Source organism: Actinoplanes subtropicus (assembly GCF_000721705.1).
GTDB lineage: Bacteria > Actinomycetota > Actinomycetes > Mycobacteriales > Micromonosporaceae > Actinoplanes > Actinoplanes subtropicus.
Genome location: NZ_JOJL01000027.1, coordinates 1 through 24,214, shown reverse-complemented (window position 1 = coordinate 24,214; position 24,214 = coordinate 1). Strand labels below are relative to the sequence as shown.

Genomic DNA, 24,214 nt, shown 5'->3' with positions numbered 1-24,214 from the left:
AGGGAATTCCGCGCGTGAGAACACGTGTCCGCGGCCGCTGGCTGCTCGCCGCCGGGTCCGCCATCGTCCTGCTGCTCAGCGTCGCCTCGTCCGCCTCCGCCTCGGCATTCGACTCGCTGCAAGCCGCCGTCGCTCCGCAGCCCCCGCCGGTGATCCGGGCCGCCGACGGCTGGCACGCCGGCATCCCGCCGCTCGCCACGCCCTGGACCGGCCGGGTAGGTCCGGGCAACGCGTTGCCCGAATATCCCCGTCCGCAACTCACCCGCGCCCGCTGGCAGAACCTCAACGGCGTCTGGGAGTTCGGCCGGGCCGCCGTCGGCGAGCCGGTGCCGGCCGGTAGGACGCTCGGGGAACGCGTGCTCGTCCCGTACCCCATCGAAAGTGCTCTTTCCGGCATCCAGCGGCACGAGGACCGGATGTGGTACCGCCGCACGTTCACCGTGCCGCCCGGGTGGCACGTCGGCGGCGGCAATCGCCTGCAACTGCACTTCGGCGCGGTCGACTACGACGCCAAGGTGTTCGTGAACGGCACGCAGGTCGCCACGCACCGCGGCGGGTACGACGGCTTCGACGCCGATGTCACGGCCGCGCTCAGCGCGAGCGGGCCGCAGGAGCTGATCGTCTGGGCCGAGGACCTGACCGACGCGACCGGCCAGCCGATCGGCAAGCAGCGCCGCGCCAGCGATCACGGCATCTTCTACCAGGGCAGTTCCGGCATCTGGCGGACGGTCTGGATGGAGCCGGTGCCGGCCGCGAGCATCGCCTCGCTGACCCTGACGCCCTCGGTCTCGGCCGGAAACCTCAAGATCAAGGTCAACACACTCGGCGGTACGGGACTCCGCGTGCGGGCCGTCGCTCGCGGCGGCGGATCGGTCACCGGCGCCGCCGGCACCGACCTGACCCTGCCGATGCCGCATGCCCGCCTGTGGTCACCCGATAATCCGTATTTGTACGACTTGTCGGTTCAACTACTCGACGGCGAGAAAACGGTCGACGCGGTCGGATCGTACTTCGGCATGCGCGAGATCGGCACCGCCCTCGGCGCCGACGGCAAGCGCCGGATCACCCTGAACGGCAAGATCCTGTTCAACCTGGCCAACCTCGACCAGGGCTTCTGGCCGGACGGCCTGTACACCGCGCCCACCGACGACGCACTGAAATGGGACCTGCAGCAGGACAAGGCGATGGGCTTCAACGCCGTCCGCAAGCACATCAAGGTCGAACCCGACCGCTGGTACTACTGGGCCGACCGGCTCGGCCTGCTGGTCTGGCAGGACATGCCGGCCGCCGGCACCGGCCCGATCCCGGCCGACTGGCGCGCGCAGTTCGAGTCCGAGCTGCACGAGATGGTCCGCGAACACCAGTCCTGGACGTCGATCGTCGCCTGGATCCCGTTCAACGAGGGCTGGGGCGAGTGGAGCCGGGACGACACCGGCCGGATCGCCACCGAGGTCAAGACCCAGGACCCGTCCCGGCTGGTGGACGCGCACAGCGGGGTGAACTGCTGCAACTCACATGGCGACTCGGGCGCCGGCGACGTGATCGACTTCCACCAGTACCTCGGCCCGGCCTCGCCCGCACCCTCCGGCAACCGGGTCGCGATCGACGGCGAGCACGGCGGCTTCGGCCTCAGGACCGCCAACCACATGTGGTTCGGCGACGGCCAGGCGTACGAGATGGAACCCGACTCGGACGCGCTGACCTCGAAGTACGTGGCCAACCAGCAAGCGGTGATCACCTCGGCCGAGTACTGCGGGATCAGCGCGGCGATCTACACCCAGATCACCGACGTGGAGGCCGAGCTCAACGGCTTCTTCACGTACGACCGGCAGGTCGCCAAGATGGACCTCGCCCAGGTCCGGGCCGTCAACCAGAAGATCATCAGGACGGCGGACGGCAGCGGGGCGACCGTGCCGCAGCCGCCGGCCGGAACGCCGGGCCTGACCGGGATAGCGTTCTGGCCGCTCGACGGCGACTACGGCTCGCTGACGGCGGTCGGTGACGCGCCCTTCGCCGGCGGGCACACGGGCCAGGCCGTACACCTCAATGGTGGTTTTCTCGACGCCGGCGGGCCGGTGCTGAACACGGCGTCGGACTACTCCGTCGCCGCGTGGGTCAAGCTCGACAAGGTGGACGGCGCGTTCCAGACCGTCGTCAGCCAGGACGGCCCCTCGAACAGCGACTTCTACCTGCAGTACTCCGGCGCCGACCAGCGCTTCGCGATGAGCTTCGCGGGCGTCCGCGCGCTGGCGCCGGTCAAACCCGAAGCAGGCCGCTGGTACCACCTGACCGGCGTGCGCGACACGGTCAAAGGCGAACTGCGGCTGTACGTCGACGGGCAACTGGCCGGCACCGCGGGCGCCTGCCTGCCGCAAGCCGCCCCGACCGGCAACACGGTGATCGGCCGCGGCAAGTACGGCGGCAACCAGGTCGACTTCCTCGACGGCACGGTCGACCAGGTCCACCTGTACGACCGCGCGCTGAGCGCCGCCGAGATCGCCCAGCTCTACGCCTCGGGCCAGTAGAAGATGCGCCCACCGCTGCCGCCTGTTTCGCTGAACGGGTGGCAGCGGGGGTGTGGGCGCTTCGCCGGTTCCGCCTGTTCTGGGCCGGCGACACGATCAGCGCGGCCGGTTCCGCCCTGTCCGTGGTGGCGCTCCCGCTGCTGGTGATCGAGACCCGGCACGCCTCCGACACCTTCGTCGGCGTCCTGCGCGCCGCCCAGACCCTGCCGTTCCTGCTCTTCGCGATCCCGATCGGCCTGCTCGCCGACCGGGTCTCCCGCCGCCGCCTGCTGCTGGCCGCCGACGCCGTCCGCCTCCCGCTCACCGCGGCCGTCGCGCTGGCCGGCGTCACCCTTCCGCTGGGCGGCCTGGTCACCCTGGTCTTCGCGATCGGCCTGGCGACGATGGCGCACGAGGTGGCCTACCTGTCCGTAGTCCCCGAGTTGGTGGCCGGGCCGTCCCAGTTGCCCGCCGCCAACCGAGCGGTCGAGTCGTCCCACGCCGGAGCCTCCCTGCTGGGCCCGGCGGTCGGCGGCGCACTGGTGGCGGCCCTCTCGGCGCCGGCGGTCATCGCGCTGGACGCCGTGTCGTTCGGGATCGGCGCCACGCTGACCGCGATCAACCGCGGGGAGCGCGGCTCCCGGCGGGCCGCACCACCCGCCAGCCGGGAGCGAGCCCTGACCGCCGGCTGGGGCTGGCTGCGCCGCGACCGATATGTCCGGCCGCTGACCCTCTATCTGGCCGCGAACAACGTCGCCGCCCAGGCCTTCCAGACCGCGCTGCTGCTGTTCGTCGTGCGCACGCTCGGCCGGGGCCCCGCCGCGGCCGGCCTGGCGGTGGCCGCGACCGGCTGCGGATTCCTGCTCGGCGCCCTGGTCAGCCCCGGCGCGGCCACCCGCCTCGGCGCCGGCCGGGTGGTCATCGCGGCCTCCCTGATCGGCGCGCTGGGCATCGGCGCCGTCGCCCTCTCCCACGGCTTGCCGCTGGTCCTGCTCGGCTCGGCACTGGCCGGCGCCGGCTCGGGCCTGTTCAACCTGCACTCGATCGCGATCCGCCAGGCGATCACCCCGCCCGCCCTGCTCGGCCGCGTCAACGCCGTCGTCAAGACCATCTCCTACGGCGCCACCACGGCGGGCGCCTTCGCCGGCGGGCTGGCGGCGGCCGCGTTCGGCTCCCGCGCCGTGCTCGCGGCCGCCGCGCTGGTCTCCGCCGCCGCGACCGGTTGCCTTGTCACGCCCGCGATTCGCCGGCTTGCCGGGACGCCCCATCCCGGCGGGTCGCCCCATCCCGGCGGGTCCCCGGGACCGTCCGACGCGGAAGCTCCCGGGGCCGCCGGACGATGAAGCTCAGCTCCCGAGGGCCACCACCGTGGGGATCCACACGGCCGTGCCGCCCAATGCCAGGGCGACGCCGGACCACAGCCGCAGGGTCAGCCGCCGGTTGCGCCGGGGGTCGCAGGCGACCATGGGATCACCCCGTTCGATCAACGCTCTGATCAACAGTGCCCCGCCGACCACCATCACGGTCAGGCCGGCCAGCAGGACCTGCGTCGCGCGGCGATTGAGGCCCGGCGCCAGGAAGGCCACCGTGACCAGGATCGCCGATCCGGTCGCCGAGATCAGCGAATAGGCGTCGGCGGTGCGCGCGACCCAGGTCCACCGGCCCTCGCCGCCCGTCGCGGGCCGCGACGGGCTCACCGGGACTCCCGGGGGACGCCGATCGGGAACTGTCCCAGCCGGGTGCGTACCAGGTTCTGCCGCATGCCGCTCCACCCCTCCCGGCGCGCCAGGTGGGGCGAGAGCTCACGCAGCGTGTCGACCAACTCGATCATGGAGCGTTCGTCCCGCCGGATCCGCGGCACCAGCGGGCGGACCCCGAGCGTTTCGACCGCGAGGGCGAGGCCGGCGTACGTGATCACGGCGACCACCAGGAGGGCATCGGTGCGCGACGACGCCGATCCGGTGCGGACGAGTGCGCAGGCGAGAACCCAGGCGGCCGCGGCGGCGATCTCGGCGAGTCGCAGGCGGCTGATCGCACGGCGCAGGTCACGGACGGTCCCGAGCAGCCGCTCGGCATGGGCGAGCGCCGCGTCGAACTCGGCCGTCGTGGTCTGTTCGGTCTCGCTATCCCGCACAGAACTCTCCCAGGGTCGCGTTGAAGGTACCCATCAAGTTGCGGCTCTCCGCCGGAGTCAGAACGGGCCGGACCGGGGGCAGCCGGGCGGCGAACCGGTACTCCTGGGGATAGCTGGCCACCGGGAGGATGGCGACCCGCGACTGCTCGGGCTTCCGCATGTCCTCGACCAGGTCCCGCAGAGCCTTCCGGAACGCGGACTCGTCGTCCGGATCGGCCCCGGCGTCCTCCCGCGGCACGTAGTACTTCGACGCCTCGTCGATCCGGTTCCAATACAGGTGGGTCTGCGCCACCGCGATGATCAGCCACATCGAGGGATGCCGGGCCCAGACCTCGCGTACCTTGTCGCAGACCTCCCGGAAGTCGGCGAGCTCCGCGTACCGGTTGTAGTCCAGCACCGCTTCGAGGTCGACCGTCTTCCCGCCGGCCACGATCTCCTCCAGGGCCGCGCGGCGCTCGCTCGCGCCCTGCGGGTCGTTGTGTCCCCAGCAGACCACATGGATGAGCCCGATCGGCGACCGGCCGAGCTTGGCGTCGAACATCTGGTCGAGCGCCCTCGTCCGCTCCCTGGATTCCTGCCCGGGAACGACCACCACGCCCAGCCGCCTCTTGATCCGGCTGCGCGCCAGCACGGCGCGGCTCTTCTCGGCGTCCAGACTCTTGTCCGGCGGCACGTAGTAGTGCCCGATGCGGTTGAGGAGCGCGTCCCGCAGCACCGACTTGCCGGCGCCGCGGCTGCCCGTGATCGCGATGGTTCCGCTCAACTGGCGCCGGTCCCACCAGCGCACGCTCTTCATCTCGGTCCCCGGATCGCGCACGTCATGTGCCGATCGAACCGCGTGCTGCCAGCGCTTCCCGACCGCTTCCCACATGCCCGGCACCCCACCCATCCCCGCTCATGCCACGCTCACCGCCGCCCGAATCAGCCGGAAGCTATCAGCGGGGAGCGAAGGTCATGAATCGCCCGAACAGCCGAGCCCGGCGACACCGCCGCACGCAGCCGTTTCTGTCGTACCCCCGGGCTAGCGTCCCTCCCATGGCAATCACCGGCACCCTCATCGGCGACGGGCTCCGGCCGGGCGCCGAGTTCGCCCCGCCCGCGACCAGGATCACCCGCGTCTATCGCCTGGATCAGGGCACCGCCGCCGGTCCCGCCCAGCCCCGCATATGGACGGTCATCGACTTCGAGGCCGACGACGCCGACGCGGTCGCCCACGCCCTCGCCGATGCGCTCAACCCCGACGGCGGCTGGTATGCGGACTTCCGCGACGGCCCCGACCGCGTCATCGTCTACGCCGGGGCCATCTTCCGTTACGCGCCGGGGGACACCGACACCCGCGCCGCCGCGATCGCGCACGGACGCGCCGCCGGCGTCCCCGAGCACCAGCTCGACTGGGAGGGCTGACGCCCGATCAGCCGCATCGGGCGGCTGACGCCCGGCTCATCAGTCGTCGGTGTCGGCGTGTTCGTTGGCCCGCTCCAGCGCCAGATCCATCGCCAGCACACTCCCGATCACCAGCAGCGGGTCCACCTCCGCGGAGACCTGCACCGCGTACGTGTCCCGGATGGTCAGCCAGCGCTTCGAGACCGCCGCCACCTCCCGGCCACCCTGTTCGATCACGTACTCGTGGTCGAGCAGATCGCCCTTCATCTCCAGGTCGTCGGGGCCCGGGACGTCGATGGTGAACTTCTCCCGGAACGGGGTGAAGAGCTTCTTCTTGACCTCGGCCGCCTTCTCGCCGCCGATCCGGATCTCGTAGGTCGGGCGCAGCGCGATCAGCTGGCGGTGGATCGAGGCCACCTCGTCGCCGTTCAGGTCCTCGATCACCACCTTGTCGCGGACCGTGAAGACCTTGCCGTCCACGTGCAGGACCTTGTTGCCGTGCTCGTCCAGCACGTCGAAGTCGTCGCCGAACGCGAAGAACCGCTCCCTGATCACAAACATGCGAGCAACCTACCTTCGTACGGAATCGGTCGTCTTCGCCCTTGCCTCGGCCACGTCCGCCAGCAGCTCGTCCCACACCGGGTCCGGGCGCAGCGGGATGGTCTCGCGGGTGCGGGAGTTCGTGTACTCCCACCACGCGGCCACCCGCACCGGCCACAGGCCGACCCGGATCGCGCCGCGCAGGAAGCAGCGGTGGGCGACCAGGGTGGCGGCCAGCATCAGCGGGTCGAGGTCCTCGGTGTCGATCGCCTTGCCCAGCGCGCGGACGTCGCGGTGCATCTCGGAGTAGGCGATCAGCGACGGCATCGCGGGAACGATCAGTTCGGTGTCCTCGGCGATCACATCGTCCGCGTAGGACGGGGTGAAGACCAGGTCGTCGACGGTCACGATGAGCGGGAGGATGTCGCGGTTGAGCCGGATGTCGAGCTGCACGGCCGGTTGCCCGGTGGGCACCCAGACGTCCGCCGCCTCCACCACATCGTCGGGATCCAGGGTTGCTGTGTCGCCCAGGGCGGGCACATGGATGTGCAGAGCGCCCCGGCGGATCGACACGTCAAGGCCGGGGACCTCGGCCAGCGCCTCGGTCAGTTCAAAGCTCCGCATGCGTCCCTTATACGTCACTCGATCAAGATCGATCCCCTCGCGGTTAAACAAATGTTTCTCCGGAGTATCTGGGTGATTGCGGTGGGAGCGCTCCCATGCCATGCTGTGCGGACAGCCGGGAGCGATGCCCCTCGATATGCCCCCGGCCCATCCCCCGGGCGCGAGGGTGCGCCCCACGCAGCATGTCTCGAGGAGCCACCACATGAGACCTGTCCTCATCCGCGGACTGATCGCGGGAGCCGCGACGACGCTCGTCGCCGGTCTCGGCATTTTCGCCGCGACCAGCGCGAGTGCCGCCGCCGGCTGCCGGGTCGACTACTCGGTGAACCAGTGGAACACCGGTTTCACCGCGAACGTCACCGTCACCAACCTGGGCGACCCGATCTCGGGCGGCTGGAACGTCACCTGGACGTTCCCCGGCAACCAGACCGTCACCCAGGGCTGGAGCGCGACCATCACGCAGTCCGGCGCGAACGTGACCGCGACCAACCCCTCCTGGTCGACCTCGATCGGCACCAACGGCACCGCGAACTTCGGCTTCAACGCCAACTACTCGGGCACCAACACCGCCCCGGCGACGTTCAAGCTCAACGGCACGGCCTGCACCGGCACGGCGCCGACGACCCCGCCGACGACCAGCCCGACCACCCCGCCGACCACGCCCCCGACCACCCCGCCGACCACGCCCCCGACCACCCCGCCGACCAGCAACCCGCCGGGCAACAAGGTCGACAACCCGTACGCGGGCGCCAAGGGCTACGTGAACCCGGAGTGGAAGGCCAAGGCCGACGCGGAGCCCGGCGGCAGCCGCGTCTCCAACAACCCGACCGCGGTCTGGCTGGACCGGATCGCCGCGATCGCCGGCACCACCGGCTCCAGCTCCAACGGCTCGATGGGGCTGGCCGCCCACCTGGACGCCGCGCTCGCCCAGGGCGCCGGCTACATCCAGCTGGTCATCTACGACCTGCCCGGCCGCGACTGTGCCGCGCTCTCCTCCAACGGTGAGCTCGGGCCGAACGACCTGCCGCGCTACAAGTCGGAGTACATCGACCCGATCGCCGCGATCGAGGGCAACGCCAAGTACGCCTCGCTGCGCATCATCAACGTCGTCGAGCTCGACTCGCTGCCCAACCTGGTCACCAACACCAGCGGCCAGGCCGGCGCGACCGCGATGTGCGACACGATGAAGGCCAACGGCGGCTACGTCAACGGCATCGCGTACGCCCTGCAGAAGCTCGGCGCGATCGGCAACGTGTACAACTACCTGGACGCCGCGCACCACGGCTGGATCGGCTGGAGCTCGAACTTCAAGCCCACCGCCGACCTGTTGTACCAGACCGCGGTCGCCTCCGGCAGCGTCAACAACGTCACCGGGTTCATCACCGACACCGCGAACTACTCCCCGGTGACCGAGCCGTACTTCAATATCAACACCACGGTCAACGGCACCAGCGTCCGGCAGTCCAAGTGGGTCGACTGGAACGACTACGTCGACGAGCTCACGTTCGCCCAGGCGTTCCGCAACCAGCTGATCAGCGACGGCTTCCCGGCCAGCATCGGCATGCTGATCGACACGTCCCGCGATGGCTGGGGCGGCCCGAACCGGCCGACCAAGGCGAGCACCTCGACGGACGTGAACACCTTCGTCAACGAGTCGCGCATCGACCGCCGGATCCACGCCGGCAACTGGTGCAACCAGTCCGGCGCCGGCCTCGGCGAGCGCCCGAAGGCGGCCCCGGCCGCCGGTATCGACGCCTACGTCTGGGTCAAGCCCCCGGGCGAGTCGGACGGCTCGAGCTCTCTGATCCCCAACAACGAGGGCAAGGGCTTCGACCAGATGTGCGACCCGACCTACACCGGTAACGCCCGCAACGGCAACAGCATGTCCGGCGCTCTTCCCAACGCGCCGATCTCGGGTGCCTGGTTCTCCGCCCAGTTCCAGCAGCTGATGGCGAACGCGTACCCGCCGCTCTCTTGACCCGCCCCCATAACCGCCACCCCCCGCTCTCTTCCCACGAGGAGCGGGGGGTGGTGTCGTTCTGTTTCGTGTACCGGTGTAGTAGGTCAAAACCAGTCAAAAGCTTAAAACCATATGATACGGGATTATTGACGAGTCCCATGGGGGCCGGCCCGGCGCCGTCGCTGGTCACCCTCCGACCGCGGCTGCCGGGCTGTCCCGCGTGGTACATCAGCGGTTGTCGCCGCTTCCGTTCAGTACTCCCCGATGCTGGCGGCTGGACAGCTTGGTGAGGTTGGTGGTGGCGATGTCGTCGAGGGACAGGTTCAAGTAGTCGGCGAGGACTGCGAGATACCAGAGGACGTCGCCCAGTTCTTTGGCGATGTCGGCGCGGTCGAGTTTTGACTCGTCGCTGTCTTGATCCCGGATCCACTTCTTGAACTTCTCGGCTACCTCGCCGGATTCGCCGGTCAGGCCGAGGACCAGGTGGAGCAGTTCGTTCTTCTTGTCGCGAGGGGCGGCCGTGCGCAGGGCGCCGCGCTGGTACTCGTCGAGGTCCATGGCGGGCCATTATCGCGGATTCCGCCGGGCCGTTTGGTGAGCTATGCTCATAGTGATGGACGCTCACGACTCTGTTTACGCGGCGGCGCTGGACCGGCTGCTTCTGCTGACTGTGCTGCTCAATGACGACATGGAGCGGGGGCTGCGGGAGATGGGGCTGACGCCGTCGCGTACGACCATGCTCTGGATGCTGCGGCGGATCGGGCCGGCGCCGCAGAAGGCGCTCGCCGAGGCGATGCGGATCGCGCCGCGGACGGTGACCGGGCTGGTCGACGGGCTGGTCGACACCGGCTTCGTCACCCGCGAGGCGCACCCGGAGGACCGCCGGGCGTTCCTGGTGACGCTCACGCCGAAGGGGACCGCGGCGGTCGAGAAGCTCGAGGCCGACCAGCGCGAGTTCGGCCGGCAACTGTTCGGGCGGATGCCCGCCGAGCGCCTCGACGGGCTGGTCGCCGGGCTCGACGACGTGCTCGCCACCCTGCACGGCCTGGGATTGAGGAGCCCGTACTGATGAGATCCTTGCTGCGCTACGAGATGCGGCTGTGGCTGGCGCTGTACCGCTGGGTCTTCCGCCGGCCGGAACCCCTGCCGCCGGGCAGCGTCCCGTTCTCGTACTCCGGCTCGGGGACGATGCTGCTGACCGCGTTCATCGTGGTGTCGGCGATCGAGATCCCGATCCTGGACCTGCTGCTGCCCTGGCGGACCGCGCGGATCATCGCGCTGGTCGCCGGCGTCTACGGGCTGCTCTGGATGATCGGCCTGATGGCGACGATCCGCGTCCTGCCGCACGTGGTGGGCGAGCCGGGCGTCCGCATCCGCAAGTCGATCGCGCTCGACCTCACCGTCGGCTGGGACAACATCCGGGAGATCAGGTCGCGCGGCCGGTCGCTGCCGCCGGGCGGCCAGACCCGGTTCGAGGACGGCGTGCTCTCCTACGCGGTGGCCGGCGGCACCACGGTCGACCTCGTCCTGGCCGAGCCGATCACACTGCCCGACCGGAGGACCGGCGGCGAGCCGGTCCGGGAGATCCGCTTCCACGCCGACCGGGCGGACGACCTGGTCGCCGCCGCCCGCACGAGGCTGACGGCGAGAGCCTGACCGGTCAGGCGGCGGCCGGCGGCTGGGCGGCGAGCGCGGCCGTCTGCGCGACGGTGTGCCGCCGCAGCAGCGACCGGCAGGCCCGCAGGACGAGGTCGCGGTCGTTGCTGAGCCGGTAGTGGTACGGCCCGTCCGCGCGGTCGGTGGCCGGCCGCGCGGCGAGCAGGCTCGCCCCGTCGGTGGTCAGGATCGCCAGCGTGAAGTGCGCGGCGAGCGGGTCCTTCGCGGCCAGGGCGTGGGTGGCGACGTCCGGGATCGGCTTGCGGACCTCCTCGGCGGTCAGCATCAGCGTCAGCGCCGACCGCTTGACCAGCGACCGGGGCAGCAGCCACGAGTCGGCGGACAGGCCGCCGTCCGGGCTGACCAGCAGGATGGCGGCCGGGTCGGGGTGCAGCTCGGCCCGCCGGGTGATCAGGGCGGCGACCTGCCGCACGACGGTGAGATCGGCCAGCACGGAGTCCGGCCCGACGCCCAGCATGTCCACCGGCGTCGTGTCGGCGTCGTGGACCACCGGCGCCGGGTTCCAGTCGGGCTCGCCGGAGCCCTTGGGCAGGATCAGCGGCCGGCCGAACAGGTAGCCCTGCCCGTACCGGGCGCCCATCGCCTGGGCCAGGTCGAGCTGTTCCTCCCGCTCGATGCCCTGCGCGACCACCGGCACCCCGCCCTGACCGAGGTAGCCGCCCAGGCCGTCGATCAGCCGGTACGCGGCGGCGGCGTCGGCGACCAGCGACCGGTCCAGCTTGACCAGGTCCGGTTGCAGCAGCGGCAGCAGGACGGGCGAGGCCGGCGCCTGGCCGACGTTGTCGACGGCGACGTGCAACCCTTCCTCGTGGGCCCGGTCGATCGCCACGAGGGCGGTCAGCGGGTCCGCGGCGACGTCCCGCTCGGCGAACTCGACGATCACCGGGAACAGGTGCCGGGCACGTTCCTGCACCTCGGCGAGGTCCGCCGGGTTCGGCGTCAGGACTCCCCGCGGGCCGGCGTTGACCGACAGCGGCAGCCGGTAGTCGGGCGAGTTCTCGAGCACCACCCCGTACGCCGCGGCGTGCGCGATGCGGTCGAGCTCGCCGGCCACGCCGGCCTTGGCCGCGGCGCCGAACATCGCGCCCGGCGCGCCCAGCGGGGAGCTCGCCGGCCCGCGGGCCAGCGCCTCGAACGCCCACGGCTCGCGGCCGGCAAGGTTGACCAGGGGCTGGAACTCGGCGCTGACCAGCCGCCGGTCGACGATCTGGCGGATCTCCGCGTCGTCGCCGGACGAGGCGTTCGCCGGGCGGGCGGGTGCGCCGCCGGAGTCGGCAACGCCCGGCGATGTGCGCTTGAACAACACCGTCATGTCGAAGTCTCCGCTCGCCCTGCAGTCACTCGTGATGAGCTGTCACCCGATCCGTCGGCGGAACCCATCGGCATCGCAACAGTCCGAACTAAAGGATTCGGCCCGCCGAAACGTCGCTCCAACCGCCCCGCCCGGCCCGGTCGCAGACGGCTTGAGCTGGGCATTTCCGTCTGGGCGGTGCGGGACCTCGGTCCCTTTCCGGACAAACCGGCGGGACGTCGAACGGGCCCGCGATGGTCTAGAAAAGAGACCGTGGAGATTCAGAAGGTCGCCTGGAACGAGGCCGGCCGGCGGCTGACCGCCGCCGCCGGGTCGGTCGTGGGCAACACGTACGGCGACAACTACGACGTCGTGCACCTCGACCCGGCCCGGGCCCTCGCGGTGGTGGCCGACGGGATGGGCGAGGGCCCGGGCAGCGCCGCGGCCGGCCGGACGGCGGTCGACGTCTTCGTCCGCGACGTGCCCAAGGGCGGCGTGCCGGCCGCGCTGCGGGTCGCCGTCGACCAGGGCCAGCAGGAGATACGCCGCGCCGCCCGCACCCTGGACGAGCTGACCGGCTGCACGATGACCGCGTTCGTGGCCGACACGCACGCGGCCGCCTGGATCGTGCAGATCGGCGATTCCCGGGCGTACCGGCTGCGCGACGGCCGGCTCGACCTGCTCACCACCGACCACACGATCGCCTGGCTCGGCCTCCTGCACGGCTGGTTCACGGCGGAGTCGGCCGAGGCGCGCGCGGCCCGCTACCGGCTCACCCGGTACATGGGCCACCCGGACAGCCCGGAACCGGACGTGCTGAACGTGACCCTGCACCCGGGCGACGTCTACCTGCTCTGCACCGACGGGGTCTCCGACCAGCTCTCCTACGAGCGCCTGATCCAGCTCCTCGGCACCAACCCCGACCCGGCCGCCGCGGTGCATTTCCTGCTGGAGGACACCCTGGAGGCGGGCGGCGCCGACAACGCCACCGCCGTCGTGATCAGGGTCGAGCCGGCGATCTGAGTTACTGGTTGGGGTAGAAGTTGCCGTAGACGTGGATGCGCTTGCGCTCGACCGAGAACGCGTACGCCTCGTAGGTGTCGCCGTCGGCGTTGCGGGCGCCGCCGCCGTACTTCGCGGTGAAGGTGTACGTGCCGGCGGTCAGCGTCGCACCCGTGCGCAGCACGAAGTGGTAGAGCAGCCCGTCCGATTCCTTCGTCACGGTGGCCGTGACGGTGGCGGCCGACGACTCGAAGCCGTCCGGGGTCAGGCCGGGCGTGGTGGTCAGCCGTACGGTCAGGTCCAGCTCGGTCAGGTCGGCGGCCGCCTTCAGGGTGATCGTGCTCCGGCCGGCGGCCGTCACCGAGCCGTCCGACCAGAGGCTGCCCTTCTCCGGCTGGGTGTCGCCGGGGTGGCCGCGCACCGGGCTCGCCGAGGGCGGGACGGGCGTGGTCGTGGTGGGCGACGCCGAACGCGGGTGGCTGGTCACCGGGCGCGGCGGGTCGGCGGTCGCGGTGACCGCGCCGCCGAGCGAGGGCGAGGGCGACGGCGCCGGGGCGGCGGTGACCGCGGCCGGCGCGGCGGGCGTGCCGGGGGACTGGCCGGCCACTGCCCACTTCGCGACGCCGCCGAGCCCGAGCACGATCAGCACCGCCAGGGCCGAGCCGGCCAGGCGGACGAGCCGGCCGCGCGGGCGCGTCGCCCGGGCGCGGTTGGCGGCGATCCGGTTGAGCATGACCGTACGGTCCGGCGTGTGCTCGTCCATCGCCGAGCGCAGCTGGTCGCGGAGGAAGTCGTCGTTCACAGCGCCACCTCCGGGTCGAACTCGAGGTCCTTCAGCAACTCGGCGAGCTGCTTGGCGCCGCGCGAGGTCTGGCTCTTCACGGCGCCGACCGAGATGCCCAGGATGCCGGCCACCTCCCGCTCGGACAGGTCGAACGCGTACCGCAGCACCACGCAGGTGCGCCGCCGGTAGGGCAGCTTCCGCAGCGCGGAGCGCACGTCGAGCACGGCCGGCACGTCGGGCGCGGCGGCGCGCTCGCCGCCGCGGCCGAGCAACGCCAGGCCGCGCCGCGCGCGACCCTGCCGGCGGATCCAGTTGCGGGTGAGATTGGCGACGATCCCGCGGGCGTACGCGGCCGGATCGCCGGCCGCCGACACCCGCTCCCAGTGCTTCCACACCTCGGTCAGCGCGTCGGCGGCCAGGTCGTCGGCGACCCCCGAATCGCCGGTGAGCAGGAACGCGAGCCTGGAGAGCGAGACGTGGTTCTGCTCGAAGAAGGTGCGGAAGGCTTGATCGCGCACCGGCACCGCCTTCCCCGGGGTCGGACAGATCAGCGGGACGAAGATATCGGAAGCGCGTCCAGCAAGCCATCGGCGATCCTCAGCGCCGGTTCCCGGTACGCCTCCGAGAGCGCCCGGAAGACCTTCTGCGCCGGGGCCGCCGGCCAGTCCGCGGGCAGGTGCTCCACGGGCAGCCGCGGGTCGCGCCGGATCGCGTCGAGCCACTCCGCGCTCAGCCGCAGCCGGGTGCCGAGCGGGTCGCCGCCGGTCGCCGGATCCGCCCACCGGGACAGGAACGCCGCGTACCGCTCGGCCTGTTCGGACAGGTCGTAGGCGTCCTCGATCAGCCCGGCGATGTCGGTGCCGGAGTCCGCGGCCGCGAAGAAGACCCGGGCGTGTGCCGCCAGCCCGAGCGACGCGACGATCCCGGCCGCGTCGACCCGGCCGGGCGCGATCCAGAGGCCGCCCTGCACCGGGCCGAAGCCGGACCAGGCCAGCCGGGAGCGCAGGTCGTGCCGCTCCCGCTGCATCGACTCGGGCAGCGAGAAGCTCAGCAGCGTCCAGGTGCCGTCCCACCGGTCGTTGACCGCGCCGTTCTGCCAGATCCGGACGCGCCCGTCGCGCAGGATCGCCGCCGACCGGTCGGTGAGGCCGAAATACATCTTCCGGCCGGCCGGCTGCCGGTGCAGCAGGTCCCGCCCGACCATCCGGCTCAGCGTCGAGCGGGTGGCGTGGGTGGAGACGCCGGCCCGGCCGAGCGCCTCGATGATCCCGCCGGCGCCGAGGCAGACGCCCCGGTCGAGCGCGTAGCTGCCGAACAGCATGAGCATCAGGTCCTGCGGCTGCATGGCCCAATGTTAGGCACATTCTTGACGGCCGTGAAGCAGGCGCCTAACTTCAAGGGCGTGGACATCACTCTCAGCGGGAAGGTCGCGATCGTCACCGGCAGTGGCCGTGGCCTCGGACTCGCGTACGCAAAAGCTCTGGCCGCCGCCGGCGCCAAGGTCGTGGTCAACGACGTCGATCAGGACGCCGTCGACGCCGCCGTCGCCGAGATCGGGGGCGACGCGGTCGGCGTGGCCGCCGCGGTCGGCGACACCGAGAGCGCCGAGCGCCTGGTGCGGGCCGCGGTCGACGCGTTCGGCCGGCTCGACATCCTGGTCACCAACGCCGGCATCCTGCGCGACCGGGTGCTCTGGAAGATGAGCGACGACGAGTTCGACCAGGTCGTCCGGGTGCACCTGCGCGGCACCTTCACCTGCGCGCGGGCCGCCGCGGTCCGGATGCGCGAGCAGGGCGAGGGCGGCCGGATCATCCTGATCTCCTCGCCGGCCGGCCAGCGCGGCAACTTCGGGCAGACCAACTACGCCGCCGCCAAGGCCGGCATCGCCGCGATGGCCCGCACCTGGGCGATGGAGCTGGCCCGCAACGAGATCGCGGTGAACGCCGTGGTCCCGGTGGCCGCGACCGCGATGACCCGGACGATCCCGGCCTTCGCGCCGCTGATCGACGAGTCCGAGCGCACCGGCGAGCCGCTGCCCGCCTGGGTGCGCCGCGACGAGGGCCTGGGCAGCGTCGAGGACGTGACCGGCCTGATCGTCTTCCTCGCCTCGGACGCCTCGGCCGGCATCACCGGCCAGGCGATCGGCATCGGCGGCGACCGGCTCGCGCTCTGGGCGCATCCGCAGGAGAAGACCGTCGCCTTCAGCGACGGCGGGTGGAGCGCTGCGGACATCGCCGAGGGCTGGTCGTCGACCTTCAAAGAGCTGGAGACGTACGGGATTCCCGCGCCCCATCCGCCGGCGGCCTGAGATGGACCTCGACTCGCTCGTCGCGATCGACGTCCACACCCACGCCGAGGTGAGCAAGGACGGGCACACGTCGCTGAGCCCGCAGCTGCTGGCGGCGTCCGAGGCGTACTTCAAGGCGCAGGGCCACCGGCAGCCGACGATCGACGAGATGGCCGCCTACTACCGGGAACGGAGGATGGCGGCCGTGGTCTTCACGGTCGACGCCGAGCACCTCACCGGCCAGGCCCGCATCCCGAACGAGGAGGTCGCCGAGAGCTGCGCGGCCCACCCCGGCGTGCTGATCCCGTTCGCCAGCGTCGACCCGCACCGGGGTGCGGCCGGCGTGCGCGAGGCGCGGCGCCTGGTCCGGGAGCACGGCGTCCGCGGTTTCAAGTTCCATCCGAGCCTGCAGGGGTTCTCGCCGGACGACCGGATCGCCTATCCGCTGTACGAGGCGATCGAGGAGCTTGGCGTGCCGGCCCTGTTCCACACCGGGCAGACCGGGATCGGGGCGGGCGTGCCGGGCGGCGGCGGGATCCGGCTGCGCTACTCCAACCCGATGCTGATCGACGACGTCGCGGTGGACTTCCCGGAGCTGCGGATCATCCTGGCCCACCCGTCGTTCCCCTGGCAGGACGAGGCCCTTGCGGTCGCGACCCACAAGCCGTACGTGTATATCGATCTGTCCGGCTGGTCGCCCAAGTACTTCCCGCCGCAGCTCGTCCGGTACGCCAACACGCTGCTGCGCGACAAGGTGCTGTTCGGCTCCGACTACCCGGTGCTCACCCCCGACCGCTGGCTCGCCGACTTCGACAAGCTGGACATCAAGCCCGAGGTCCGGCCCAGGATCCTCAAGGACAACGCCGCCCGGCTCTTGAACCTCACCAAGGAGACCTCCGCATGATCACCGTGAACGGCATCGACGAGCTGAAAGGCCTGGCGGGGCAGGACCTCGGCGTCAGCGAGTGGCTGGAGATCACCCAGGAACGGGTGAACACCTTCGCCGACGCGACCGGCGACCACCAGTGGATCCACGTGGACCCGGAGCGGGCCAAGGCCGGGCCGTTCGGCGGGCCCATCGCGCACGGCTATCTCACGCTGTCGCTGGTCATCCCGCTCTTCAACGAGCTGCTGAAGATCGACGGGGTGAAGATGGGCGTCAACTACGGCCTGGAGAAGGTGCGCTTCCCGCACCCGGTGCCGGTCGGCTCGAAGATCCGGCTCAACGCCAAGGTGGTCGCGGTCGAGGATGTGCCGGGCGGCACGCAGAGCACCTTCGACTTCACCGTCGAGATCGACGGCGTGGCCAAGCCGGCCTGCGTCGCCCGCACGGTCTACCGGCAATACGTCTAGCCATGCGCGACGCAGGGTTGGGCTCCTGGCCCGCGCGGCGGGCGCTGATCTCGCCGGACCGGGTGGCGCTGGTGTACGGCGACCGGTCGTTCACCTACGCCGAGTTGCACGACCGGATCGCCCGGCTCGCCGATCGCCTGCGGGCGGCCGGGATCGAGCCGGGGGACCGGGTCGCATACCTCGGGCCGAACCATCCGGCGTTCGTGGAGACCATGTTCGCCACGTACGCGATCGGTGGGGTCTTCGTGCCGTTGAACTTCCGGCTGACCGCGCCCGAGATCGACTACCAGCTGGCGGACAGCGGCGCGAAACTGCTCGTCCACGGGCCGGAGTGCGACGCGACGGTGCGGGCCCTGACGGCCGACGTGTTCCTCGTGCCGCACGCGGCGTACGAGCAGATGGTTCGGGAAGGTGAGCGGGCGGCGTACGACGTGGCCGTCACCCTCGACGACCCGGCGTGCATCCTCTACACCTCCGGGACCACCGGGCGGCCGAAGGGGGCCGTGCTCACCCACGGCAACGTCATCTGGAACACCTACAACGTGCTGGTCTGCGTGGACGTCGCCGGCGACACGGTGACGCTGACCAGCGCGCCGCTGTTCCACGTGGCGGCGCTCAACCAGTGCCTGCTGCCGACGTTCGTCAAGGGCGGCTGCTCGGTGCTCATGGCGTCCTGGGACGTCGGCACCTGCTTCGATCTGATCGAACGGCATCGGGTGACCTGGATGTTCGGCGTACCGACCATGTTCGCCGGCCTGGCGCAATCCGATCGGTTCGCCTCGGCCGACCTGTCCTCGGTGCGCAACCTGATGGCCGGGGGTGCGGCGGTGCCGAGCGCGCTGACCCGTACGTATCTGGAGCGCGGACTGACGTTCTGCCAGGGCTACGGGATGACCGAGACGGCGCCGGGGGCGACCTTCCTGGAGGCGCCGGAGAGCGCGGCGCACGTCGGGTCGGCGGGCGTGCCGGTCATGTTCGCGGACGTGCGCTGCGTGACGCCGGACCTGACGCCGGCGGCGGTGGGGGAGCCGGGCGAGGTGCAGGTGCGCGGCCCGAACGTGTCGCCGGGCTACTGGCGGAATCCGCAGGCGACGGCGCAGGCGTTCACGGCCGACGGCTGGCTGCGGACGGGCGACATCGCGGTGGTCGACGCGGCGGGGCACTACTTCATCGTCGACCGGCTGAAGGACATGTTCGTCTCGGGCGGGGAGAACGTGTATCCGGCCGAGGTGGAGGCGGCGATCTTCGAGCACCCCTCGGTCCTGGAGGTCGCGGTCATCGGGGTGCCGGACGAGAAGTGGGGCGAGGTCGGGCGTGCCTTCGTGGTCATCGCCCCCGACGCTCGGCTTGATTTATCCGACTTGTCCGACTTCCTCACGTCGCGGCTTGGCCGATACAAAATCCCGAAATATCTGGACGTGGTGGAGTCGCTGCCGCGGACCGGCTCGAACAAGGTCCAGAAGGCGCCACTGCGGAAGTTGCCGCTGCCGTCCTAGAGCGGCGCCGGGTCGTCGCGGAGGCGGCTGTAGAGGTAGCCGTCCCGCCACTGGCCCGCCCGGAACTCGCTGGCCCGGATGACGCCCTCCAGGGTGAAACCGGCTTTCACGAGCGATCGCTGCTCGGCGAGGTTCTCCGGGTGGGTGCCGGCCTGGATGCGCTGCACCGGGGTGTGCGTGAACAGGTAGTCGCACAGCATCGCCTGGGCCCGCCAGCCGATGCCGCGGCCGCGCCACTCCGGCAGCAGCGCGATCCCGATCTCGTAGTACCTCCCGGCCGCCGCGTACTGCCCGGCCCGGAAGTTCACGAACCCGGCGGCGGTCCCGTCCTTGTCCACCGACACGATCAGCGACGTGTCGTCGGCGCTCAGATAGCCGTCCTCGGCGAAGCGCCGGGCGACCGCTCCGGCGTCGCGGAAACCGTTCCAATCCAGTCCGATCAGGCCCGGCTCGGTGCGGAACCGCCGCAGCATCGCCAGGTCGTCCTCGGTGACCGGCCGCAGCCCGACGGCCGGCTCGGCCATCTCAGCGCCACCAGACGTCGAACGGCGTCACCGGCAGCGCCCGCTTGTGCCGGGTCGCGTGGAACACCGACTCCACCCTCGCGGCGAGCTCGCCGGTGACGTCCACGCCCTCGAGGTAGTCGTCGATCTCGCGGTACGTCAGGCCCAGCGCCACCTCGTCGGGCAGGGCCGGCCGGTCGTCCTCGAGGTCGGCGGTCGGCACCTTCTCCCACACGCTCGGCGGGGCGCCCAGCTCCCGCAGCAGCGCGGCGCCCTGCCGCTTGGTGAGCCCGGTCAGCGGGGTGACGTCGACGCCGCCGTCGCCGTACTTGGTGAAGAAGCCGGTGACCGCCTCGGCGGCGTGGTCGGTGCCGGCGACCAGCATGTTCAGCTGGCCGGCGATCGCGTACTGGATGACCATGCGCTCGCGGGCCTTGATGTTGCCGCGGACGAAATCGCGCAGGTGCGGCTCGTCGCCGAGCAGCTCGCGCAGGCCCTGCGCCGCCTCGGCCGCGACGGCGTCGGCGCTGGGCTTGACGTTCACCGCGATCGACCGGTCGGGGCGGACGAACTCCAGCGCGATCACCGCGTCGTGTTCGTCGGCCTGCACCCCGTACGGCAGGCGGACGGCGACGAAGGTCGCGGCGCGGCCCTCCGCCCGCAGCTGCTCGACGGCGAGCTGGCAGAGCCGGCCGGTCAGGGTGCTGTCCTGGCCGCCGCTGATCCCCAGCACGTAGCCCTGGGCCGGAGAGGCGCGCAGGTAGTCCTTGAGGAAGTCGACGCGCTGCCCGATCTCCGCCTTCGGATCGATCGCCGGCTTGACGCCGAGCTCGGCCAGGATCCGCTGCCTCAGGTCTGCCATGTCACGCACTGTACCCGGCATGATCACGTCAGCTCGCCCGCCACGCGTCCCGCAGCCGGACCCGCGCGCCGCTGCGCAGCACCGCGTTGCGGTAGATCCGGGCCGCGACCCAGAGCAGCAGCGGGATCACCACCACCACGCCGGCCAGCGACACCGCCACCTGCCAGGCCGGGGCCGCGCCGAGCGCCAGCCGGACCGGCATCAGCGTCGGCGCGAAGATCGGGATCATCGAGAGCACGGCGACCAGCGGCGAGCCGGGATGGCCCGGCAGGATCGACACGCCGACCACGTACCCGACGACCAGCAGCATCAGCACCGGCGTGGTGGCAGCGGCCACCTCCTCCTGCCGGGAGACGAGCGAGGCGACCGCGGCGAAGGCCAGCGAGAAGGCGGCGTAGCCGAGCAGGAACCAGACGAGCAGCCAGACGATCGCGCCGGCCGTCGAGAGCGAGTGCAGGTGCAGCACGCCGGTGGCGACGGCGGCCGCGACGCCGGCGAGCGCGATCGCCGCGACCTGGATGAGCCCGACGGCGCCGAGACCCAGAACCTTACCGATCATCAACTGCCATGGGCGTACGGCGCCCAGCAGGATCTCGACCACGCGACTGGTCTTCTCCTCGACCACGCCCTGCGCCACCGCCTGGCCGTTCAGCACCAGCGCCAGGTAGATCAGGACGCTGGTCAGGATGCCGATCGCGAGCTGTTCGCCGGTGGCCTTCTTCGGCGGTTCCAGCGCGGTCACGCTCACCGCGGCGGCGGAGACGGCGGTGGCCACCCTGGCCGGGTCGCCGCCGAGCGCGGTCACCTGCCGGTCGAGGGCGGCGCGCTGGGCGACCAGTTGGAGCACCGAGCGCAGGTCGTCGCCGAGGCTGGTCTTGACGACGACCTGGATCGATCCGGGGGCGCCCACGAGCAGCGCGTCCAGCTTGCCGTCGCGCACCTGTTGGCGGCCGGCGTCCTCGCGGACGGCATGGGTGCGCACGTCGACGTGGATCGCGCTCGCGGTCGAGGCGATGGCGGCGGTCAGCGGGGCGGCGCCCGGGGCGATGCCGACGTCCTGATAGGACGGTCCGCCGCCGGCGAGCTTGGTGGCCACCGCGATGCCGACCAGGATGAGGATGATGACCAGGGTCGCGATCCGGAACACTTTCGATCGCAGCCGGGTGCTGATTTCGCGGCCCGCGATCAGCCGTACGGTGCCGAAACTGGTCATTTTCGCTCGCCCTCCTCGTCTTTTGCGCTGACGATGTGCCGGAACAGGTCGGTCAGTGACGGGCGGGCGCGGGTGAACTCGTGCACCGGGCCGGTTTCCAGGGCCGCGCGCAGGATCGCCTGGTCGTCGGCGCCGTCGTGCAGGGCCAGCCGGGTGCCGGCGCCGGACTCCTCGACCACCGTGACGCCCGGTAGCTGCGCGGCCCAGCCCGGCGGAGCGGCGGGTGCCCGTACGATCAATTCGTCCTGTCCTTGGTCTCGCAGCTCGTCGACGGTGCCCACGGCGACCATGCGGCCCTGCCGGACGATGCCGACCCGGTCGCACAGGCGCTGCACCAGGTCGAGCTGGTGGCTGGAGAACATCACCGGCACGCCGGCGTCGGCCTGGTCGCGCAGCACGCCGCTCATCACGTCGACCGCCACCGGGTCGAGGCCGGAGAACGGCTCGTCCAGCACCAGGATCTCCGGGTCGTGCGCCAGCGCGGCGGCCAGCTGGACGCGCTGCTGGTTGCCGAGCGACAGCTTGATCACGTCGTCGTCCCGGCGGCCGGCCACGCCCAGCCGCTCGACCCAGCGGTCCACCGCGGCGCGCGCCGCCGCCGGCGTCATGCCGTGCAGGCGGGCCAGGTAGACCAGCTGCTCGCCGACCCGCATGCGGGGGTAGAGGCCGCGCTCCTCGGGCATGTAGCCGATGCGCCGGCGGGTCTCCGGGCCGATCGGCCGGCGGTCCCAGCGGACCGCGCCCGCGTCCGCCTCCAGCACGCCCAGCGCCACCCGCATGGCGGTGGTCTTGCCGGCGCCGTTGCTGCCGACGAGGCCGAAGATCTCGCCGGCGCGCACCTCGAATGTGATGCCGTGCAGCGCGACCACGTCGCCGTAGCGCTTGCTGACCCGGTCGATTTCCAACTGGCGTTCCATGAGAAATGTGATATCACTATGATAGGCGTCGGAACAAGGAGTGCTCGATGACGACTTATCAGGAGCGGCCCGCGAACGGGGCGCCCGGCCTTCCCGTGCTGTTCGGCGGCATCGCGGCGATCGTGGTGGCGGTGGTGCTGATCGTGGTGGGCGCCCCGGCGACCGTGACGATCGGCGTGGTGCTGCTGGTCGCCGACGCGATCGTGCTGCTCGGGCTGACCGCCGTCCGGCCCGGCCAGGCCCGGGTGATCCTGCTGCTCGGCAAGTACACCGGCAGCGTGCGGGAGACCGGGCTGCGCTGGGTGAACCCGTTCACCACCCGGCAGGCGGTGTCGACCAGGATCCGCAACCACCAGACCGAGGTCACCAAGGTCAACGACGCCGACGGCAACCCGATCGAGATCGCGGCGGTCGTGGTGTGGCAGGTCAGCGACACCGCCAAGGCGGTCTTCGACGTGGACTCGTTCGAGCAGTTCGTCGCGATCCAGGCCGAGACGGCGGTGCGGCACATCGCGAACAGCTACCCGTACGACGCGCACCGCGAGGGCGAGATCTCGCTGCGGGACAGCGCCGACGAGATCACCCGCCGGCTCGCCGAGGAGATCGGCGACCGGGTGGCGTCGGCCGGCGTGTCCATCGTGGAGGCGCGGCTGTCCCATCTGGCGTACGCACCGGAGATCGCCCAGGCGATGCTGCGCCGCCAGCAGGCCAACGCGGTCGTGGCCGCCCGGCACCGGATCGTCGAGGGCGCGGTCGGGATGGTCGACATGGCCCTGACCCGGCTCTCCGAGCAGGCGATCGTCGAACTGGACGAGGAGCGCAAGGCGGCCATGGTATCGAATTTGCTGGTGGTCCTGTGCGCCGATCGCGACACCCAGCCGGTCGTCAACACCGGCACCCTCTACCACTGATCCGGCCCGATGCCAGAACGCAAGAGCATCCTGCTACGACTGGACCCGGCGGTGCACGACGCCCTGGCCCGGTGGGCGGCGGCCGAGTTGCGCAGCACGAACGCCCAGATCGAGTTCCTGCTGCGCGAGGCGCTCCGCGAGGAGGGAAGGCTGCCCAACGAGGCGGGCAAGATGCGCCGGCCGGGACGCCCCCGCCGCACGGACCCGGAGCAGCCGGACGAATCGACGTAGCTCGCCCAAACCGCCACAGCCCCCAAAGCCCGCCCGCCGCAAAGCTCGCCCGCCGCAAAGCCCGCCCTCCCAGGGGGCGGCCCCCGCGGCCATTGTCGTGGAAATTGGCGGCCTAGGGAGGGCGTGTCCGGGCGGCCTGTGGACGGCGCGGATCTGTGGACGACGCCCGAGCGGGCGGCGGTGTGTGCTAGTCGCGGGTTTCCTCGGCTTCGGCTGCTTCGGCTGCGAGCGCGGTTTTCGCCTGCCGATACCAGACCGCGGGCACGCCGCCCGACAGGAACGCCCGCTCGACGAGTCGCTCCCGGCGCTCGGCGTCGGTCTCGGTCGCTGCCTCGGCGTGGTCGCCGGCCAGCGACGAGAGCGACGTGCTCGGTGGAGTCGCGATCAGGGACCGGGCTGCGCGGCGGCGGCGAAACGCAAGCCGGATAAGTCCGAAAACTGCGACTAGTAGTGCTTTGTCATGATCTTCGCCGGTGTCTGGGTTTCTGTTGCGGGAAGCGGGTTTGGCAGGTGGGGCAGGTGCCGATGAGGCGGGCGAGCGG

28 protein-coding genes are annotated in these 24,214 nt (G+C 71.4%); 13 read left to right on the top strand and 15 right to left on the bottom strand.

Going from position 1 to position 24,214, the window contains the following annotated elements; genetic code table 11:
* Window positions 1-14 precede the first annotated feature (14 nt).
* Together IH26_RS0133525 and IH26_RS0133520 are read left to right on the top strand one after the other, a co-directional pair.
* Entirely contained in the window at window positions 15-2,525 is a 2,511-nt protein-coding gene (locus IH26_RS0133525) for a glycoside hydrolase family 2 (protein WP_030440277.1), read from the top strand.
* A 38-nt stretch (window positions 2,526-2,563) separates the two neighbouring features.
* A complete protein-coding gene (locus IH26_RS0133520) occupies window positions 2,564-3,847 on the top strand; it encodes an MFS transporter (RefSeq protein WP_084599251.1) in 1,284 nt (427 codons plus the stop codon).
* A 3-nt stretch (window positions 3,848-3,850) separates the two neighbouring features.
* Here IH26_RS0133520 and IH26_RS0133515 read toward each other — a convergent pair whose 3' ends face one another.
* Genes IH26_RS0133515 through IH26_RS56350 form a run of 3 tightly spaced genes read right to left on the bottom strand, consistent with a single transcriptional unit; the run spans window position 3,851 to window position 5,509 of the window.
* The gene (locus tag IH26_RS0133515) at window positions 3,851-4,201 is read right to left on the bottom strand and encodes a hypothetical protein (protein ID WP_030440275.1); all 351 of its coding nucleotides are present in this window, start codon (window positions 4,199-4,201) and stop codon (window positions 3,851-3,853) included.
* Window positions 4,198-4,638: a hypothetical protein gene (locus tag IH26_RS0133510; protein ID WP_030440274.1), complete on the bottom strand. Its 441-nt coding sequence runs from the start codon at window positions 4,636-4,638 to the stop codon at window positions 4,198-4,200. Before IH26_RS0133510 ends, IH26_RS0133515 begins: the two co-directional genes overlap by 4 nt.
* Window positions 4,628-5,509 (bottom strand): hypothetical protein, encoded by an 882-nt coding sequence (locus IH26_RS56350; RefSeq protein WP_051808969.1) that lies wholly within the window; start codon window positions 5,507-5,509, stop codon window positions 4,628-4,630. The genes IH26_RS0133510 and IH26_RS56350 overlap by 11 nt, the downstream gene beginning before the upstream one ends.
* A 164-nt stretch (window positions 5,510-5,673) precedes the next feature.
* Between IH26_RS56350 and IH26_RS0133500 the strand changes: the two genes are divergently transcribed.
* Window positions 5,674-6,042 carry a hypothetical protein gene (locus tag IH26_RS0133500; RefSeq protein WP_030440272.1) on the top strand — a complete coding sequence of 123 codons (369 nt, stop codon included), beginning with the start codon at window positions 5,674-5,676 and terminating at the stop codon, window positions 6,040-6,042.
* 39 nt (window positions 6,043-6,081) lie between these two features.
* On the opposite strand, the gene IH26_RS0133495 is transcribed toward IH26_RS0133500, so the two are convergent.
* Both IH26_RS0133495 and IH26_RS0133490 read right to left on the bottom strand, forming a co-directional pair.
* Complete coding sequence (locus IH26_RS0133495; protein WP_030440271.1) at window positions 6,082-6,582, bottom strand: LURP-one-related/scramblase family protein; 501 nt, start codon at window positions 6,580-6,582, stop codon at window positions 6,082-6,084.
* Between the two features lie 9 nt (window positions 6,583-6,591).
* Complete coding sequence (locus IH26_RS0133490) at window positions 6,592-7,185, bottom strand: hypothetical protein (protein ID WP_030440270.1); 594 nt, start codon at window positions 7,183-7,185, stop codon at window positions 6,592-6,594.
* A gap of 202 nt (window positions 7,186-7,387) precedes the next feature.
* Between IH26_RS0133490 and IH26_RS0133485 the strand changes: the two genes are divergently transcribed.
* Entirely contained in the window at window positions 7,388-9,163 is a 1,776-nt protein-coding gene (locus IH26_RS0133485) for a glycoside hydrolase family 6 protein (protein WP_030440269.1), read from the top strand.
* Between the two features lie 210 nt (window positions 9,164-9,373).
* Here IH26_RS0133485 and IH26_RS0133480 read toward each other — a convergent pair whose 3' ends face one another.
* The gene (locus IH26_RS0133480) at window positions 9,374-9,703 is read right to left on the bottom strand and encodes a nucleoside triphosphate pyrophosphohydrolase family protein (protein WP_030440268.1); all 330 of its coding nucleotides are present in this window, start codon (window positions 9,701-9,703) and stop codon (window positions 9,374-9,376) included.
* Window positions 9,704-9,758: 55 nt separating this feature from the next.
* Between IH26_RS0133480 and IH26_RS0133475 the strand changes: the two genes are divergently transcribed.
* Window positions 9,759-10,214, top strand: a complete 456-nt coding sequence (locus IH26_RS0133475) for a MarR family winged helix-turn-helix transcriptional regulator (protein WP_034216550.1) — start codon at window positions 9,759-9,761, stop codon at window positions 10,212-10,214.
* Complete coding sequence (locus IH26_RS0133470) at window positions 10,214-10,801, top strand: hypothetical protein (protein ID WP_051808967.1); 588 nt, start codon at window positions 10,214-10,216, stop codon at window positions 10,799-10,801. The genes IH26_RS0133475 and IH26_RS0133470 overlap by 1 nt, the downstream gene beginning before the upstream one ends.
* Window positions 10,802-10,805: 4 nt before the next feature.
* Here the strand turns inward: IH26_RS0133470 and IH26_RS0133465 are convergent, their stop codons facing one another.
* Window positions 10,806-12,134, bottom strand: a complete 1,329-nt coding sequence (locus IH26_RS0133465) for an EAL domain-containing protein (protein WP_030440265.1) — start codon at window positions 12,132-12,134, stop codon at window positions 10,806-10,808.
* Between the two features lie 252 nt (window positions 12,135-12,386).
* On the opposite strand from IH26_RS0133465, the gene IH26_RS0133460 reads away from it, so the two are divergent.
* Entirely contained in the window at window positions 12,387-13,136 is a 750-nt protein-coding gene (locus tag IH26_RS0133460) for a PP2C family protein-serine/threonine phosphatase (RefSeq protein ID WP_157437515.1), read from the top strand.
* 1 nt (window position 13,137) lies between these two features.
* On the opposite strand, the gene IH26_RS0133455 is transcribed toward IH26_RS0133460, so the two are convergent.
* The 3 genes from IH26_RS0133455 to IH26_RS0133445 are packed head-to-tail and all read right to left on the bottom strand — an operon-like array spanning window position 13,138 to window position 15,244.
* On the bottom strand, window positions 13,138-13,917 hold the full coding sequence (locus IH26_RS0133455) for a hypothetical protein (protein ID WP_030440263.1): 780 nt from the start codon (window positions 13,915-13,917) through the stop codon (window positions 13,138-13,140).
* The gene (locus IH26_RS0133450) at window positions 13,914-14,417 is read right to left on the bottom strand and encodes a SigE family RNA polymerase sigma factor (RefSeq protein ID WP_034216587.1); all 504 of its coding nucleotides are present in this window, start codon (window positions 14,415-14,417) and stop codon (window positions 13,914-13,916) included. The genes IH26_RS0133455 and IH26_RS0133450 overlap by 4 nt, the downstream gene beginning before the upstream one ends.
* Before the next feature lie 29 nt (window positions 14,418-14,446).
* Complete coding sequence (locus IH26_RS0133445) at window positions 14,447-15,244, bottom strand: PaaX family transcriptional regulator (RefSeq protein WP_030440261.1); 798 nt, start codon at window positions 15,242-15,244, stop codon at window positions 14,447-14,449.
* 57 nt (window positions 15,245-15,301) lie between these two features.
* Between IH26_RS0133445 and IH26_RS0133440 the strand changes: the two genes are divergently transcribed.
* From IH26_RS0133440 to IH26_RS0133425, 4 genes are read left to right on the top strand one after another with little or no spacing between them, the layout of a single operon-like run.
* Entirely contained in the window at window positions 15,302-16,207 is a 906-nt protein-coding gene (locus tag IH26_RS0133440) for an SDR family NAD(P)-dependent oxidoreductase (protein WP_425394418.1), read from the top strand.
* Window position 16,208: 1 nt separating this feature from the next.
* Entirely contained in the window at window positions 16,209-17,090 is an 882-nt protein-coding gene (locus IH26_RS0133435; protein WP_030440259.1) for an amidohydrolase family protein, read from the top strand.
* Complete coding sequence (locus tag IH26_RS0133430; protein WP_030440258.1) at window positions 17,087-17,539, top strand: MaoC family dehydratase; 453 nt, start codon at window positions 17,087-17,089, stop codon at window positions 17,537-17,539. The genes IH26_RS0133435 and IH26_RS0133430 overlap by 4 nt, the downstream gene beginning before the upstream one ends.
* Window positions 17,540-17,541: 2 nt before the next feature.
* Complete coding sequence (locus tag IH26_RS0133425; RefSeq protein WP_030440257.1) at window positions 17,542-19,035, top strand: acyl-CoA synthetase; 1,494 nt, start codon at window positions 17,542-17,544, stop codon at window positions 19,033-19,035.
* Here the strand turns inward: IH26_RS0133425 and IH26_RS0133420 are convergent.
* From IH26_RS0133420 to IH26_RS0133405, 4 genes are read right to left on the bottom strand one after another with little or no spacing between them, the layout of a single operon-like run.
* On the bottom strand, window positions 19,032-19,559 hold the full coding sequence (locus IH26_RS0133420) for a GNAT family N-acetyltransferase (RefSeq protein WP_030440256.1): 528 nt from the start codon (window positions 19,557-19,559) through the stop codon (window positions 19,032-19,034). The genes IH26_RS0133425 and IH26_RS0133420 overlap by 4 nt on opposite strands.
* A gap of 1 nt (window position 19,560) precedes the next feature.
* Complete coding sequence (gene nadE, locus IH26_RS0133415) at window positions 19,561-20,400, bottom strand: ammonia-dependent NAD(+) synthetase (protein ID WP_030440255.1); 840 nt, start codon at window positions 20,398-20,400, stop codon at window positions 19,561-19,563.
* A gap of 28 nt (window positions 20,401-20,428) precedes the next feature.
* Complete coding sequence (locus IH26_RS0133410) at window positions 20,429-21,613, bottom strand: ABC transporter permease (protein ID WP_030440254.1); 1,185 nt, start codon at window positions 21,611-21,613, stop codon at window positions 20,429-20,431.
* Window positions 21,610-22,530, bottom strand: a complete 921-nt coding sequence (locus tag IH26_RS0133405) for an ABC transporter ATP-binding protein (protein ID WP_030440253.1) — start codon at window positions 22,528-22,530, stop codon at window positions 21,610-21,612. Before IH26_RS0133405 ends, IH26_RS0133410 begins: the two co-directional genes overlap by 4 nt.
* A 47-nt stretch (window positions 22,531-22,577) precedes the next feature.
* On the opposite strand from IH26_RS0133405, the gene IH26_RS0133400 reads away from it, so the two are divergent.
* Together IH26_RS0133400 and IH26_RS0133395 are read left to right on the top strand one after the other, a co-directional pair.
* Entirely contained in the window at window positions 22,578-23,441 is an 864-nt protein-coding gene (locus tag IH26_RS0133400; RefSeq protein ID WP_030440252.1) for an SPFH domain-containing protein, read from the top strand.
* A gap of 9 nt (window positions 23,442-23,450) precedes the next feature.
* Entirely contained in the window at window positions 23,451-23,672 is a 222-nt protein-coding gene (locus tag IH26_RS0133395) for a type II toxin-antitoxin system antitoxin (RefSeq protein ID WP_030440251.1), read from the top strand.
* 187 nt (window positions 23,673-23,859) lie between these two features.
* On the opposite strand, the gene IH26_RS61545 is transcribed toward IH26_RS0133395, so the two are convergent.
* The coding region (locus IH26_RS61545) for a hypothetical protein (protein WP_169789860.1) at window positions 23,860-24,214 on the bottom strand (355 nt) is incomplete at its 5' end.